This window comes from Pseudomonas sp. HT11 (genome assembly GCF_044875395.1).
In the GTDB taxonomy this organism is placed as follows: Bacteria; Pseudomonadota; Gammaproteobacteria; order Pseudomonadales; family Pseudomonadaceae; genus Aquipseudomonas.
In genome coordinates this window covers 3,000,664-3,016,107 of record NZ_CP173217.1, presented here as the reverse complement: position 1 = coordinate 3,016,107, position 15,444 = coordinate 3,000,664, and the positions used below count along the sequence as shown (strand labels likewise).

The window sequence follows — 15,444 nt, the reverse complement described above, 5'->3', positions numbered from 1 at the left end:
TAAATGGCGCACGCAACTTTTCTAATAAAAAGGATCAGATAGCTCAGTTGATGGCGTAACATTTACGGCCCGCACCCATAGGCTGCGGGACTTTTCAGGGTTAAAGGTAAGGGTTATGAACATGAAGAATTTGGGTCTGCCGCTGGTTGCACTCACTTTTCTACTATTGGCCGGTTGCTCAACGCAAACCGTGGTGACATTGCAAAATGGTACGCAGTATTTGACCAAGGACAGTCCTAAAACCAAGACGGCCGACGGCTTCTACGAGTTCACCGACATCGCTGGCAAGCATGTGCGCGTCAAGGCCGATGACGTAGCGACGGTACGCAAGGAAAACTGATAAAAAAAGCCCCGCAGATGCGGGGCTTTTTGTTGCAGGTTCAGTACCGATAGTACGGGTGGTAATACGGGTGATAGTAGGGATGGTAATAGTACGAGTGGTAGTACGGCCGGTAGCAGCATGGGCCCGGATAGGCCGGGTACACCGCACACCCGCCCAACCCCAGCAGTACCAAGGCGCATAGCAGCAATCGAAGTCGGGACATGCTCAGCTCCTCATATGACGCGCGAAACATCTCGCAGGTGCTGATTAAACGCGTGAGGCGCGCGTAATCCGTCGCAAGGCTGCGCCGCTGATCAATGAAGATTTATTTACCGAAGGATTTTCCCCGCCTGGGCGTTTAACCGATAAGCCGCTTTTATTTTCAAACGCGGCACAACGGAGGAACGACGGCCATGGCACTCATGTCCCGCACGGTACGCGCTCTTTTACTGATTCCCCTGACCCTGGCGGCCCTGGCCTGCGCGCCAGCGTTCGCCGACACCATCATCATTCGCCAGCCACCGCGGGTGATCGTGGTGCAACCACCTCCACCGGTCTATTACGGGCATTGGGGCTATGCGCCACGGCCTTACTACTACCCACATCACTATTACGGCTATGGCTATGGCTACCCCCACCGGCCCTATTGGGGCGGTGGCTGGCGGGGGCAGCACTGGCACTGATCGGTTGCGTGAGTAATCAGCCGATCACTACGCCCTCCGTCCACAGCCCGCCATGCCCCACGCCGACCAGCGTCACCGAGTCGGCCCCAAACGTAAGCACCGTATCGGCGCCGACCACCTTCGCGTGGTCACGCAGGTCGGTGCTCCCTTCCACGTCCTTGAACACCAGTTTGTCGGTGGGCTGGTAGCCAATCACGCGATCATTGCCAAAGTGGCCGCTGAACAAAAAGGTGTTGTGCCCGCTGTCGTCGCGGATCGTGTCGTTGCCTTTGCCACCCTCGATAAAGTCCGCCCCCTTGCCGCCCTGGATCAGGTCGTTGCCATCGCTGCCGATGATGAACGTGTTGCCCTTGTGCGGCTCGGCATTGCGGTTGAGGTCCTGCACCCAGGTATTGGCCCGCGCCGGGTCGGACAGGTTGGCAACAATCACCGTGGAGTCACGGGTCATCTGGTCGTAGAAGCCGGACTCGAGGATGCGCGTCATGCCATCGCCGTACGCCGTCGGCAAATGCGAGACCCAGGTGGGCAGGTTGACGATGGAAAACGGCATCACATTCCACAGCGTCGAGGCGTAGTGGTCGTTGAAGCTGACGATGTTATCGGTGGTGGACTCGTGGGGTTTGTCGTGCACGCCCAGCGACGACAGGTTGAAGGACGAGCCGTCCAGCGCGCGGAACACCGGGTCGTTTTCGTAACCAATATTGAGCACCTTGTCGCCGGCACTCTGGGTCGGCGAGGCATAGGCGACATAGTTGGCGTCCTTGTAGAACCCCGCCCATTTGTTGTTGCTCAAGTCCGCCATGCTGTTGACCGCCAGCCCGCCCAGGCTGTGGCCGCTGACCACCACGTCCTTGCCGGTCAGGCCATGGGCACCGGCGTAGTCGGCAACATTCTTGAGCAAGCCGCCGAAGGCTTCGCCGGCGTAGTTTTTCGCGTAATCCTTGGGCCCCAGTGCCGCGAGCAGATCGCTGATCAAGTCGCCGATCGAGTCGCTGATCAAGGTTTCCCGTGGCCCCGAGGTGCCACGAAAACCGATGCCGATTTCGAGCAGTTTGCCGGCGTCGTCGTATTTGCCGAGTACCTCGACCTGGGCCGTGGTGTAGCCGGCTTTTTCACCAAAGAAGGTGCCACGTGCATCGACCTTGCCGGCGTAGCCCAGGGCACTGGCGCTGATCGGTGTCCAACCGGCTTTCTGCACCGCCTCAAGGGCGGCTTTTTCCGAATCCGGGTTCCACGGGATGCCAGGGATCACGCCCTGGGAATCCGTGCTGCCGAGCAGCGCACCCACCAGCGTGGCCGGTAGCCCCAAGCCTAACCCGTTGTGCTGGTAGCCCACGGCAAAGCCGTTATCCAGGTTGTGATAGGAATACAACGTGATCGCCATGGCATCGGCGAACAACGTTTTGGAACCCTCGGTGCCAAGGTTTTTATAGTCAAAGATACCCATGGTAGTGCCTCTCTGTTGTTGGATTTGTAGAGAAAGCGAAAACACTTTTCAGCGGTGGGCCAGGTGTCAGGTGGAAGCTGGCGTGCTCCCACCTGACACCTGGCCCGCATGCAAAGGTGATGAAACCTTTAGAACGCCCAGTCGAGGCTCAAGCCCACCCCGTGCACTTTGTCCTTGCTGGCCAGCAGGCCGTTGTAGTCAAAGTTCACCCGCGCCTCTTTGCTCAAGGCCAGGCTCACCCGCGCGCCCACCAGCGCGGCATCGCGCACCATCGGCGCGCTTTCCACCGCGAACGACGGGCTGCCCGACGCGAACGCCAGGTGCTGCTCGGAATCAGTGCTGCTCAGGTTGTGCTGCCAGCCCAGGGTGCCGGACACCTCAAGTTGCTGGTGATCGTTCACATTGAAGGTCTTCAATGCACGCATGCCCAAGGTGCTCAACACCACATCGCGGCGGTCGTCGTGGCCTTTGAGCGCGGCGGCATCGCCTTTTTCGGTAAAGCCATCGGTGTCCAGGTGCACGTAAGCCAGGTTGGCGAACGGCTCCAGGGCCAGCGGTTGCAGATTGACGCGGTAAGCCGCCTCACCAAACACCTGCGTGCTGCTCGCGTCCACTTTGACTTTCTGCTTGCCGGCCACATCGCCGTACTGCAGGTCGCGCTTCACATCGGCGCGATGCCAGCTGTAGGTCGCTCCCCCGCTCAGGCGCAAGGCACCGATCTCATGCCCGGCATAGGCGCCAAAGTGGTAGCTGTCGACCGAGGCACGTGAGTGGGTGTCGTTGCCCATGTTCAACGAGGTGTCGCTGTAACCGGCGACCAAACCGATACGGGTCGCCTCGTCCAACGCACCGTCAACGCCCACAAGCATGCCGCCCAGCGAAGTGGTGTAGCCCGCCGTGTCGCTGCGGCTGTCGGTCTTGCCCCAGGCGCCCAGGGCCTTGACCCACACGTTGCCACGGCTGTCGAGGGTTTCGCTGGTGGCGCCCATCTCGCCATTGCGCAGGCGCTCACCCACCGCTTCACGCACGTAGCGGCTGTCGTTGACCAGCGCGCTCTGCAACGCCGGGTAGATTTCGCCGGACAGTTGCTGGAACGCGCCTTGCGCCGAGGCCGCAGTCGGCGCCAGCAACAGGCTTTCATACACCGCGTTGCCGGCGCCCAACTGGTCTGCCGCCGCGGCGACAGCACGCTGGTTGGGCGTGACGGCCACACTGGCGAAGCTGTTGGTACGCGCCACATCCAACTGCACACCGTTGGCGGCATAGTTCAACGTGCCACCGATAAACAGGTAGTTGGGCAGTACCGCACCGAAGCTACCGGTAACCCCACCCGCGGCTTGCAGGATGGTGTACTGGCGACCGACCAGGCTCTGGGCCTGCGCGTTTGTCAGCAGTGTCGGGCTGTTTTCCAGGGCCAGGGTCACGGTGCCGCCATTGAGCGTGGCCGTGCCACCGGCGACGATGCGATCGCTGCTGGTCGGCGACAACTCCACCGCGTAGGTCGAGCCCGCGTCGAAAGTGACATTGCCGGCCACATTCAAGGTGCCGATGGAATTACCCGGCGCCACGGTGCCGCCGCTTTTGGCGGACAGCGAGCCGATATGCCCCGAGCCACCGACCACGCCGCTCTGGCTGACGGTGACGTCGGAGGTGACCGAGCCATTGATCGCCAGCAAGCCCTGATTAACCAGGGTCGGGCCGCTGTAGGTGTTGTTGCCGGTCAGCACCAGCGCGCCGATGCCCTGCTTGGTCAGGCCGCCGTGGCCGGAGATGTTGTTGCTCCACACGTCCAGCCCGCAGTGCACGTCGGTGCACAGGCGCTGAGTCGGTTTGCCGGCATCCACCACGGCGCCGATCCCTGGCAAATCCGCCACGAACTGCCCGCTGCCGTACGCGCCGTCGATGCGAAACTCGGCCGGGATATCTTCGCCGGTGATGAACATCCCCGGGCCGTTGACCGCCTTGCCCAGGTTGATCATGCCCCAGCCGTACAGCGCGTCGATGCCCGGCGCGCCGAGGTCGGTGGCGGTGGTTTTCAGCACGGTGGAGACCTGATCGCCGCTCATGTACGGGAAGCGTTCCATCAACACCGCCGCAGCGCCGGCCACGTGGGGCGCGGCCATGGAAGTGCCATTTTTATTGGCCCAGTCGGTGGTGAGGTTTGAAAGGTCGGTGCCGTTGATGATCGAGCTGAAGATCTTGGTGCCCGGCGCCGACACGCAAAAGCTTGCCGCATACCCGCAGCGCGACGAGAAGGTACTGATCACATAAGGATCAGCGCTGGCGGTGTCCGGGTTCTGCTGCAAAGCCGCCACCGACAGCCAGTTTGGCGCAATGTCCGGCACGAAGTAGGCCAGGCCCGACATCGCATCCGGGTTGTTGCGGTTGTAGTCGTTACCGGCGGCAAAGATGGTCAGCACGCCGCTGCGGGCCGCGTCGATTGCGCCTTGATAAGCACCGCCGGCCAGCGTGCCGAGGATCGGCCGGATAACGTTGAACTGCGCCTGCGCTTCATTGACCGTGAAGTTGGGGAATGCCGGATCGCGGCCGCCCTTGGCGTACTGGTCACCGATGCCGATGCCCCAGCTGTTGTTGATGATGCGCGCGCCATTGGCGACCAGCCCATCCCAACCGGCCTTGTACACCGCGCCATCGTTGCCGAGGATGATCCCGTCTTCCGGGCCCGGGTCGCCGTTTTCGGCGCTGAGGATTTGCGCATTGAACGCCACGCCATGCATCGGCCCACCATCGCGGTTACCCGCGGCAATGCCGCCGACGTGGGTGCCGTGGTTACCCAGCTTGCCGTTGGAGTCCTTGGACGGCGTGCCGTCATAACGGAACGCATCGCCCGCCTTCACCGGAATGTAGGGGTCGGTGTATTGGCGAATGCCCTCGGTGACAATGGTCACCACCTTGCCGGGGCTGTCGAATTCCGGGTGCTGCGCGTACACCGGCTGGTCGAAGATCCCCAGCTTGACGCCCTTGCCGGTGTAGCCCGCGGCGTAGGCAGCATCTGCATGCACCGCGCCCAGGCCCCAGTCGGCCTTGAATTCATTGCTGCGCCAACTGGCCGCGTCGCCCAGCTTGCCCGCTTCCACATAGGGTGCGGCCTGGGCGGTTCCCAGGCCTGCCAGGCAGCACAGCAACGCGCCGTATGGCACGCAGCTCAAGGCCTTGAGCGGGTAGCCCGGGTCGGTGTGAGTGGCGGTGATTAACCCTGACTTGCGTTTGTTCACGGTGACCTTCCTTAGTTTTCTTATTGCCGGTATGTGAATCACTTTTTCTTCAGCGCCGCCTATCTGATGTGGGCGCTGGCGTGCCAGCTCCCACCGTTTTTGACCTGCGGTGTTCTCTAGAACTGCCAGTTGAGGCTCAGCCCCACGCCCTGGGTTTTCTCGCGGCCACCCAACTGGCCGTTGTAATCCAGGTTGACCCGTGTGGTCGGGCTCAACGCCAGGCTGGCCTGCACGCCCACCAGCGCCGCGTCACGTAGCAACGGCGAACTGCGCACGGCAAATGACGGCCCGCCGGCAACAAACGCCAAATGTTCTTCGGATTCCACCGCCGTGAGGCTGTGCTGCCAGCCCAGCGAACCGGACAGTTCCAGCTGCTGATGGTCATTCAACGGCAAGGTTTTAAACGCGCGCAGGCCCAGGGTGCTGAGCACCGCATCCCGCCGATCACTGCCACGCTCCAGGGCCGCGGCGTCGCCTTTTTCGTGGAATGAGTCACTGTCCAGGTGCACGTACGCCAGGTTGGCGAACGGCTCCAGCGCCAGCGGTTGCAGGTGAATGCGGTACGCCGCCTCGGTGAACAACTGCGCCGTGCGCGCATCCAGCTTGGTCTTTTGCTTGCCGCTGACGTCGCCGTATTGCAGGTCGCGCTTCACATCACCGCGATGCCAGCTGTAGGCGCCGCCGACGCTCACGCGCCAGTCACCCAGTTCACGCCCGGCATACGCGCCGAAGTGGTAACTGTCGATGGACGCCGATGAGTGTGTGCCACTGCCCAGGTTCAAGGAGCTGTCGCTGTAGCCTGCCACCACACCCACACGGGTCTGCTCGTCCAACGCACCGTCCACACCGGCCAGCAAGCCACCGATCGAGGTGGTCGAGCCTGCGGTTTCGCTGCGGCTGTCAGCCTTGCCCCAAGCCCCGAGCGCTTTGAGCCACAGGTTACTTTCGCCGTTCACCGGTACATGGCGCAGCCGCTCACCCACAGCATCACGCAGTTGCAGGCTGTCGTTGATCAGCATCGCGCCAATCGCCGGGTAAACCTCGCCGGACAGTTGCTGCAAGCCTTGCCGAGCGGTTGCAACCGAATCGGACTGCAGCAGGCTTTCATACACCGGGTTGCCCGCGCCCAGTTGCTCGGCAGCGGCGGCGACAGCGCGCTGGTTACGGTTGACGGCGACGCTGGCAAAGGTCGCTCCGTTGCGCCCCACGTCCAGTTGCACGCTGTTGGCCGCATAGTCGAGGGTGCCGCCAAGGAACAGGTAGTTGGGCAGCACTTGACCAAACTGCCCCTGGATGCCGCCCGCTGCCTGCAGGATGGTGTATTGGCGGCCGATCAGGCTTTGCACCTGGCTCTGGCTCAGCAATGTCGGGCTGTTTTCCAGCGCCAGGGTGACGGTGCCGCCGCCCAGTACGGCTTTGCCACCGGCGACAATGCGGTCGCTGGTGGTCGGGGTCAGTTCCACGGCATAGGTGGAACCCGCCCCCAGGTTCACATCGCCCGCCACCTGCAAGGTGCCGACCGAATTGCCCGGTGCCACGGTACCGCCGCTGTTTACCGACAAGGCGCCGATGCGCCCGGAGCCGCCGAGGGTGCCGCTGTCGTTCACGGTCACGGCCGAGGTCAGCGAGCCGTTGACCGCCAACAGGCCGCCATTGACGCTGGTCGCGCCGCGGTAGGTGCTGTCGCCGCTGAGCAGCAAACTGCCGGCGCCGGATTTGATCAGGCTGCCTTCATACACGCGGTTCGCGGCGGCTTGATCACGGGCGGTGCCGACCGCGTAGTCGGTCTGGTCCTGCTGGCTGGCAGTTGCGCCCACGCCGTTTTGCCAGCCCTTGTCGATCAGGGTTTGCTGCCAGGCTGCGTGCTCGGCGCGGTCTTCGGCCTGGCGCTGGAGCAACGCCTGGTCGGTGATGCCGTTGCTCCACACATCGCCCTGCCCGGCCGCCAGGTTGACGTTCATCGAGCCGAGCAATTGCCCCGGCCCGTGCATCGCCCGGCCCAGGTCCGGCACGCCCCAGCCCACGGTGGTATTGGGTGCCTGGGTGATTGAGCCGTCGAGTTGCGTGGCGGTGGTCAACAACACCTGCAACGCCTGCTCGTTGTTCAAGTACGGGTAGCGTTCCATCACCAGCGCCAAGGCGCCGGTGGCGTGCGGCGCCGACATCGACGTGCCGGACTTCACCCCATAACCGCCGCCGGGAACGGTGCTGTTGATCAGCGCGCCCGGGGTGGAAATACACCAGTATTTGGCGATGCCGCACTTGTTGTATTTCTGGTTATTCGCCTTGTCCAGGCCCGACACGGCCAGCCAGTGGCCTTCCAGTTCCGGCTGGAAGTACGGCAGCGCCGAACGCACGCTGGCATTCGCGTAACCACTGTTGCCGGCGCTGAACACATTGATCACGCCGGCCTTGGCCACATCCGCTGCCGCATCCAGCCAGGTGCCCTGGTTGTAATGCTGGGCGTAGGCGGCATGCAGACCGTCGAGGGTCTGGTAGCTGACGTCCGGCGGCTGGCTGCCCCAGCTGTTATTGATGGCGCGCACGCCGGAATCCACCAGCGCGGTGTACACCGCCTTGAAGTATTTGGGGTCCGGGGTGGGGCCAAACAGGAAGCTGTCGTTGGCGTTGGTATTGCCCACATAGACTTGCGCGTTGTACGCCACGCCATGCATGCCCACGCCATCACGCGCCGCGCCCATGGTGCCGGTGACGTGGGTGCCGTGGGAGTCGTTGTTGGGGTTGAGCGCGCCGGTGGTGCTGAACGCGCTGCCATTGACGTAAGTGCCGGTGGCCGTGACCGGGTGGAAGCGGTCTTTGGAGGCTTCCGGGTGATCGGTATCGAACCCGGAGTCCAGCGCGCCGATTTTTACCCCGCTGCCGCTGATCCCGGCGGCGTAGGCCTCATTCGCCTTCATGCGGTCCAGGCCCCAGTCACTCTGGAACTCGGCCGAACGCCAGCTGGCGGGGTTACCCGGTAAACCGGTCTCGGTGTATTGCGCCTGTGCCGCAACGGACAACAGCAGCAAGGAACCTGCGGTAAAGGGCTTGAAGCGTGATGAATCGGTGATCATCTAAACCATCCTTATTGTTTTTATAACTGCTCATTTCACCGGGCCGAATGCCTCATCGACTTTCGCCAGGTCGGTGTCGCGCAAGTTGCCCGCGTAGTAGTGCAATTTGGTCCAGGCCATCAAATAGTCGTACCGCGCCTGGGCCAGGTCGCGACGGGTGCTGTACAGCTGCTGCTCGGCGTTCAACGCGTCGAGGTTGACCCGCTCGCCGCCGAGGATGCTCTGCTTGGTCGACACCACCAGCGCCTCGGCCGAGGTCAGGGCTTTTTGATACGCGCGCAATTTGCTCACCCCGGACAGGCACGCGCTGAACTGGCGGCGCAGCTCAATCAGGGTTTCGCGCGTCTTGCCTTCCAGCTCGTACTCGGCCTGCTCCATGCCGCGACTGGCTTGGCGGGTGGCGGCCGAAATACCGCCACCGGCGTACAGCGGCACGCTGACTTCGATGCCGATGGTGTTGGTGTCGTAGCGCTGGTTGTAAGTGTTGCCGCTGTCGGACTCCTGTTTGCGCGAGCTGGCATACGCGGTGATCTTGGGCAGGTGCCCGGCGCGGTTGCGCTCCACTTCATAGCGCGCCACTTCCACGGCCTGGCGCTGGGAAGCGAGGGTCGGGTTATTGGTGATCGCCAGTTCATGCCAGGTGTCGTAGTTGGCCGGCGTCAGGGTGAAGGCGGCAAAACTTTGGTTCAGCGGCGCCAAATCCTGGATGTTGACGCTCTGCACACCGATCAACGCGCCCAACTCCCTCAGCGACGCGTCCTGCTCATCCAGCGCCTGGATCTCTTCGGCAGTCGCCAGTTCATAACGCGATTCGGCTTCGAGGATGTCGGTACGCGTGCCTTCGCCCTGCTGGAACAGGTGCTGGTTTTGCTGGAACTGCTGCTCGAAGGCCTTCTTTTTGGCGCGGGCGATGTCGATCTGGTCCTGGGCAAACAAGGCCTGGGTGTAATAGCTCAGCACCCGCACCAGCAGCGCCTGGCTCTTGTCGCGAAAGCTTTCATCGGCGAACAACGACTGGGCCACGCCCTTGCGGTAGTTGGCATAGGCTTCGTAGTCGAACAACGGCTGTTGCAGGCTGAAGGTCGAGCCATAACTGTTGTAGTTGCGGTCGTCGCGGTAGTTGCCGCCGCGCCCGTCCGGCAGGTGCGCCTCAGAGTTGTTGCGGCCCTTGTTGTAGTTGTACGACAGCTTGGGCAGCAGCCCGGCGCGGCCGATGGTGCGGTTTTCCAGGCCGGCGTCGCGCTCCTTGATCGCGCCGAGAAACACCGGATCGTTACGCAAGGCTTGCTCATACACATCAAACGGGCCCATGGCAGCCTGGGCAGAGCCGCACATCAACAGCAGTGAAATGAACACAGGTTTCATGCTCATTCCTCGGTCAACGCGGAGCCGGCGCGATCCAGCAGCGGCTTGAACAGGTAATTGAGCAACGAGCGCTCGCCGGTGCGCACGAACATCTCGGCAGGCATGCCCGGCTTGATCACCAGGCCATGGAGTTTTTCCAGTGCGGCCTCGCTCACCGTGGTGCGCAGCACGTAGTACGGCTGGCCGGTTTTTTCATCAAGCATCTGGTCGGCGGAAATCAGGCTGACTTCGCCCGGCACGCGCGGGGTGCGGCTCTGGTTGAAGGCGGTGAACAGGATATCCACCGGCAAGTGCGTGCCGACCTTGTCCACCAGGTTCACCGGCAAACGCCCTTCGACTTCCAGACGTGTGCCCTGGGGCACGATTTCCAGCAGAGTTTCACCGGCACGCACCACGGCGCCTTCAGTGTGCACGCTGAGGTTGACCGCAATGCCATCGGCCGGTGCGTTGATTTCACTGTGCTGCAGGTCGAAGCCGGCCGAGGTGAGTTGCTGCTCCAGGGTCAGGCTGCGCAGTTGGGCGTCGGCCAGTTGGCTGCGCACTTCCTTTTGATATTCCTCGCTGTGCTGCTGCAACTTGAGCCGTGATTCAAGAATGCCCTGCTCCACGCGGCCGCTTTCGCCGGCGTTCTGCGCCAGGTCCTGTTGCACCTGGGACAGTTGGCGCTGGTAATCGAGCAAGCGATTGCGCGGGATATAGCCGTTGTCGGCCAAGGGTTGCAGGTTGGCCAGTTGGTCGCGCAGGGATTGGGCCTGGGCGGACAAGTCGCTGCGGGCACGGCGCATGCCGTTGAGTTGCGAGGTGGCACCGTCGATATTCGCGCGAATCCCGGCTTGCTCGCGGGAAAATGCCTCGCGGCGGCTGCTGAACAGTTGGCGTTGGCCTTCCAGCACCAGGGCCAGCGCCGGATCGGGGTTGGCGCTCAGCTCGGCCGGAAAGGTGATGCTGGAGCGGTTATCGCGCTCGCTCTGCCAGCGCGCCACGCTGGCCCAGGCCATGCGGTACTGGGCTTGCAGCGATTGCACGTCGGCCTGGTTCTGGGTCTGGTCGAGGCGAAACAGCGGCTGGCCTTGTTTGACCACCTCGCCCTCCTTCACCAGAATCCGGCTGACCACGCCGGGGCTGAAGGTTTGCACGGCTTTGCGCTTGCCCGACACCACCACCGTGCCTTGCACCGGGATGCCTTGGTCCAGAGGCGCCAGGCTAGCCCAGAGAAAGAAGCCGCCGGCGCCGACGATGGTCAGCAGCCAACCCATTTTTACGAAAAAACCGGCATCTCGTTGCTCAAATGTAAGGCTGCTCATGCGCCTGGATTCCTTCCGGCTTGGTACTGACGGCTGAGGCTCACGCCGGCCTTTTCTCGTGGTGCTTCCTGCTGCTGGCCCGACAAGGCGCGCAGCACGTCCTGGCTGGGGCCGAAGGCCTGCAAACGGCCTTCGTTGAGCACCAGCAACTTATCGGCCTGGGCCAACGCCGAGGACCGGTGCGTCACCAGCACCACGCTGCTGCCCTGGGCTTTCATCTGCACGATGGCACTGGCCAGCGCGGCTTCGCCGACGGTGTCGAGGTTGGAGTTGGGTTCATCCAGTACGATCAAGCGCGGCCCGCCGTAGAGCGCGCGGGCCAGGGCCACGCGTTGCTTCTGGCCACCGGACAGACCACCGCCGTTGTCGCCCAGCACCGTGTCGTAACCCTGTGGTAGACGCAGGATCAGCTCATGCACACCGGCTTGTTGCGCGGCCTGCACCACCCGTTCCGGGTCGGCGTCGCGAAACCGTGCAATGTTGTCGGCGATGCTGCCGCTGAACAGTTCGATGTCCTGGGGCAAGTAACCGATATGGGGGCCGAGGTCGTCGCGGTCCCAACGATGGATATCGGCGCCGTCCAGGCGCACTGTGCCGGCCAGGGTTGGCCACACACCCACCAGCACGCGGGCCAGGGTGGATTTGCCCGAACCCGACGCGCCGAGCACGCCAAGCACTTCGCCCGCACCGAGGTTGAAACTGACCTGATGCAGGGTCGGCACGCGCCGCCCGGGCGGGCCCGCGCTGACTTGCTCGAAACTGACCTGGCCGTTGGGCGCCGGCAGCGCCATGTGTTCGACTTCCGGCGGAAATTCGCGCAGCAATTCGTCAAGCCGCTGGTAAGCCAACTTGGCCGAACTCCACTGCTTCCACACCGCAATCAGTTGGTCGATGGGGCTGAGCACGCGGCCCATGAGGATGGAACCGGCGATCATCATCCCGGCCGTCATGTCGCCCTTGATCACCAGAAAGGCGCCCAAGCCCAGCACCAGTGATTGCAGGCACAGACGAAAGGACTTGCTCAGCGAGGTGATCACCGAGCCGGTGTCGCTGGCCTTGTTCTGATAGCCAAGAAATTGCGAATGCACCGCGAACCAGCGCTTGCGCAACGCGCCGAGCATGCCCATGGCCTGGATCGTCTCGGCGTTGTGCAAGTGGCTGGTAGCCAACTGGGTCGATTGCTGGGAAAACGCGCCCGCCTCGCCCAGCGGTTTTTTGGTCAGGTATTCATTCAGGCACGCCAGCGCGATCAGCAGTACCGCGCCCGCCGTTGCCAGCACGCCAAGCCACACGTTGAAGAGGAAAATCACGAACAGGTAGATGGGAAACCACGGCGCATCAAAGAACGCGAACAGCGCAGGTCCCGTGATGAATTGGCGGATCACGGTCAGGTCGCCAAGGGATTGCCCGGCGTGCCCCTGACCGCGCTGCAGGTTGCGTTCAAAGGCGGCTTTGTAGACGCGCAAGTTGAAGCGCCGCTCCAACTGGCTGCCGATCCGGATCACGATAAAACTGCGAACGACTTCCAGCGTGCCGATAAACGCAAAGAAGCCGACGACCATCAACGTCAACATCACCAGGGTGGTTTCATTCTGGGAGGACAACACACGGTCGTACACTTGCAGCATGTAAATCGACGGCACCAGCATCAACAGGTTAATCAATGCGGTAAAACAGCCGATGCTGATCAAAATACTCTTGTATTCACCCAACGCCCTGAATAAGGGCGCAACCGCATGGGACTTCGCCATATCTTCTGATCTTCCCTGAAGCGAATTACGCGCACTAGTTGCCCAGGCCCCACAGTAGGGCGGCCAACTATTAAAATCGGGTTATATGCTTATAACTGTTAATTAAGGTGTTCGTTGCAGGACAACTTCGGGAATTGAAGGCGTCTGCCCTTTATATTCGCCGTCTTTTTCACGGTTCAAATGGATAATGCCCGTGCCCTGGGCGTTCATCAGCCAGATGCCGTCCGGGGTCGGCAACCAGGTCAGCGGCTTATCGCCCAGCCATTGCGCGGCGCACGCCACATCGCCGGCCAGCGCGTTAGGCTGGTCCAACAGGTCCAACGCGCACACTTGATCCTGCTGGTGCAACTGCCAGTGGCCGGCCAACTGGGCGGTGGTGGGTAAAACAAGACTGCTAGCCATTGCGTGGGCTCCTGCCGACACGAACAACACCTGTGAAGCACAGGCGATCAAATGAGAAAAACGCGGCATGTTCTGCTCCATCATAGAGCGCGGCGCCGGAGCGCCGCGCGCTTTACATCACGCTACGATGTCGCTGACCGCAGCCTGGCCAACGGTGGTGACAAGGAAATCCGCCACGCCGTGCCCGGAGAAGTCCACGGCCAAGGTGCCCAGGTTGGTACCCGAGGCATAGCTGAGTACAGCATCGCCGGCATGCCCGGTAAATGCGTTGACGAAGCTCAAGCCCGCACCTTTGGTGATACCGGACAGGTCGATCTTGTCCGAACCCGAGGTGAAGTCGAAGATCTTGTCAGCAGCACCCGGCTTGGAATCGGAACTGGCACCGTACACGAAGGTATCGTTGCCGGCGCCGCCCCACAGTTGGTCCGCACCGCCACCGCCGTAGATGATGTCGTTGCCTGCACCGCCCTTGATGAGGTTGGCTGCGTTGTTACCAATGATCAGGTCGTTGCCCGAACCGCCGAAGGCGTTCTCGACCGTGACGCCCTTGGCGATGGACACGTTGCCCACCAGGCCGCCAACGTCGGAGAACGAGGCCTCATTGAGGTTGATCTTCTGGTTCTGGGTAAAACCGGAGAAGTCCAGGGTGTCGTTGCCACCACCGTCCCATACCGAGAACACCAGCTTGTCGGCATTGGAAGTAGCGCTGTAGAAATCACGCCCGGTGTTGGAGTTGAAACCGTAGGTGGTGTCGCCGGCGCGGGTGCTGTAGTTGGCACCGTAGAGCTTCTGGATCGCGGCGATGTCGTCGATCAGCGGGCCTGAAGCGTAAGCTTCGACGCCGCCTTTGGTGAAGTTCTGGTTGGTGTTGCTTTCGCTCCAGTAACTCATGACGCTGTAGCCACGCGTGTCCTGTCCATAGTCCGCGTCTTTGTACGAAGGGTTGCCGGTCCCGGCGTTGTAGTCGCCAGGGTGAGCCAGGCCCAGGGTATGGCCGATTTCGTGGGTCAGGGTCTGCCGGCCGTAGTTGTTCACGTCCGGGGTCTTATTCGGCGTGTAGCTGCTGTTGGTCAGGTACCACGAGGTGCCGTCGTAGCCTGCGCCGGTGCCGGGCAGGTAAGCGAAGGCAGCCGCGCCATCCTGGCCACCGCTGTAGTTGCCGAAGGTCATGTGCGTGTCACCGCCCGAGGCGCTTTCGGTAAAGCTCACGTTGGCGACATCCGACCAGGATTGCATGGCCAGTACGGCCTGTGCTTTCTGCTGGGCGTTGAACTGGCTGAACCCGGAGATCCCATGTTTGTTCAGGGTGGCCGAGGAAGCCGAGGTGAGGAAGGTGTAGGTCAGATCGATCTTGCCGTTGTGATTCACATCCTTGTACGAGGCGCCATCGCGCAGCAGGTGGTCCGCTGCCTGGTCCACGGAAAAGGACGGTTTGCCATTCACCGTGAGGTTGCCGCCACGGTCATACAGATGGCTGAAGCTATCGATTTGCGAGTAAGCAGTGCTGGCTTGCGCGGCAGAAACAATAGCTTTGTCTTTTACTTTTGACATAAACGTACTTCCTTGTTTGCAAGTGCATCAGTCTTTGGTCGATAGGAACCCCGCGGGCGAGATCGTCCTATCACTCGCCTCTTTTGAAGGCGTATCGAAACTGACACAACTTGAAATCTTTCGTCTACAAATATTTCCGCAGCGAAAATGTGACGTGGATTCAAGTTAAGGAAGTCGCAGGCAGTGTTTATTGGGGACAACTGCGTTTGCGCAAAAGCGCCGGCCCGAGTGGTATTTAAATATTAAATAGCAGTAAAGCCGCTCAACTTGAGCGGCGCACTTGAATAATGGATCCAATATATTGTCACG

The 15,444-nt window shown here is 61.9% G+C and carries 11 protein-coding genes; 2 read left to right on the top strand and 9 right to left on the bottom strand.

Translation table 11 applies throughout. From position 1 onward, the window contains the following. Nucleotides 1-115: 115 nt before the first annotated feature. Entirely contained in the window at nt 116-340 is a 225-nt protein-coding gene (locus ABWL43_RS13845; protein WP_145160571.1) for a YgdI/YgdR family lipoprotein, read from the top strand. Between the two features lie 40 nt (nt 341-380). On the opposite strand, the gene ABWL43_RS13840 is transcribed toward ABWL43_RS13845, so the two are convergent. After that, on the bottom strand, nt 381-545 hold the full coding sequence (locus tag ABWL43_RS13840) for a hypothetical protein (protein WP_164487936.1): 165 nt from the start codon (nt 543-545) through the stop codon (nt 381-383). 190 nt (nt 546-735) lie between these two features. On the opposite strand from ABWL43_RS13840, the gene ABWL43_RS13835 reads away from it, so the two are divergent. Further along, a complete protein-coding gene (locus tag ABWL43_RS13835) occupies nt 736-1,005 on the top strand; it encodes a hypothetical protein (RefSeq protein WP_262209443.1) in 270 nt (89 codons plus the stop codon). A gap of 16 nt (nt 1,006-1,021) precedes the next feature. Here ABWL43_RS13835 and ABWL43_RS13830 read toward each other — a convergent pair whose 3' ends face one another. From ABWL43_RS13830 to ABWL43_RS13795, 8 genes are all read right to left on the bottom strand, one after another. Continuing rightward, the gene (locus tag ABWL43_RS13830) at nt 1,022-2,452 is read right to left on the bottom strand and encodes a lipase (RefSeq protein ID WP_404488192.1); all 1,431 of its coding nucleotides are present in this window, start codon (nt 2,450-2,452) and stop codon (nt 1,022-1,024) included. 128 nt (nt 2,453-2,580) lie between these two features. Continuing rightward, nucleotides 2,581-5,688: an autotransporter domain-containing protein gene (locus tag ABWL43_RS13825; RefSeq protein ID WP_404488190.1), complete on the bottom strand. Its 3,108-nt coding sequence runs from the start codon at nt 5,686-5,688 to the stop codon at nt 2,581-2,583. A gap of 116 nt (nt 5,689-5,804) precedes the next feature. Then, on the bottom strand, nt 5,805-8,762 hold the full coding sequence (locus tag ABWL43_RS13820) for an autotransporter domain-containing protein (RefSeq protein ID WP_404488188.1): 2,958 nt from the start codon (nt 8,760-8,762) through the stop codon (nt 5,805-5,807). Between the two features lie 30 nt (nt 8,763-8,792). Beyond that, complete coding sequence (locus ABWL43_RS13815; protein WP_145160562.1) at nt 8,793-10,127, bottom strand: TolC family outer membrane protein; 1,335 nt, start codon at nt 10,125-10,127, stop codon at nt 8,793-8,795. Nucleotides 10,128-10,129: 2 nt separating this feature from the next. Next, a complete protein-coding gene (locus ABWL43_RS13810) occupies nt 10,130-11,431 on the bottom strand; it encodes an HlyD family type I secretion periplasmic adaptor subunit (RefSeq protein WP_106578107.1) in 1,302 nt (433 codons plus the stop codon). Beyond that, a complete protein-coding gene (locus ABWL43_RS13805; RefSeq protein ID WP_404488184.1) occupies nt 11,428-13,182 on the bottom strand; it encodes a type I secretion system permease/ATPase in 1,755 nt (584 codons plus the stop codon). Before ABWL43_RS13805 ends, ABWL43_RS13810 begins: the two co-directional genes overlap by 4 nt. 102 nt (nt 13,183-13,284) lie before the next feature. After that, entirely contained in the window at nt 13,285-13,653 is a 369-nt protein-coding gene (locus ABWL43_RS13800; protein WP_106578105.1) for a protease inhibitor Inh/omp19 family protein, read from the bottom strand. A gap of 48 nt (nt 13,654-13,701) precedes the next feature. Further along, nucleotides 13,702-15,135 (bottom strand): serralysin family metalloprotease, encoded by a 1,434-nt coding sequence (locus tag ABWL43_RS13795; RefSeq protein ID WP_106578104.1) that lies wholly within the window; start codon nt 15,133-15,135, stop codon nt 13,702-13,704. Nucleotides 15,136-15,444: the final 309 nt, after the last annotated feature.

Coding starts and splice junctions, on each gene's coding strand:
- ABWL43_RS13795 (WP_106578104.1), bottom strand. CDS start 15,135: ATGTCAAAAGTAAAAGACAAAGCTATTGTTTCTGCCGCGCAAGCCAGC.
- ABWL43_RS13830 (WP_404488192.1), bottom strand. CDS start 2,452: ATGGGTATCTTTGACTATAAAAACCTTGGCACCGAGGGTTCCAAAACG.
- ABWL43_RS13805 (WP_404488184.1), bottom strand. CDS start 13,182: ATGGCGAAGTCCCATGCGGTTGCGCCCTTATTCAGGGCGTTGGGTGAA.
- ABWL43_RS13840 (WP_164487936.1), bottom strand. CDS start 545: ATGTCCCGACTTCGATTGCTGCTATGCGCCTTGGTACTGCTGGGGTTG.
- ABWL43_RS13835 (WP_262209443.1), top strand. CDS start 736: ATGGCACTCATGTCCCGCACGGTACGCGCTCTTTTACTGATTCCCCTG.
- ABWL43_RS13810 (WP_106578107.1), bottom strand. CDS start 11,431: ATGAGCAGCCTTACATTTGAGCAACGAGATGCCGGTTTTTTCGTAAAA.
- ABWL43_RS13800 (WP_106578105.1), bottom strand. CDS start 13,653: ATGCCGCGTTTTTCTCATTTGATCGCCTGTGCTTCACAGGTGTTGTTC.
- ABWL43_RS13815 (WP_145160562.1), bottom strand. CDS start 10,127: ATGAAACCTGTGTTCATTTCACTGCTGTTGATGTGCGGCTCTGCCCAG.
- ABWL43_RS13845 (WP_145160571.1), top strand. CDS start 116: ATGAACATGAAGAATTTGGGTCTGCCGCTGGTTGCACTCACTTTTCTA.
- ABWL43_RS13820 (WP_404488188.1), bottom strand. CDS start 8,762: ATGATCACCGATTCATCACGCTTCAAGCCCTTTACCGCAGGTTCCTTG.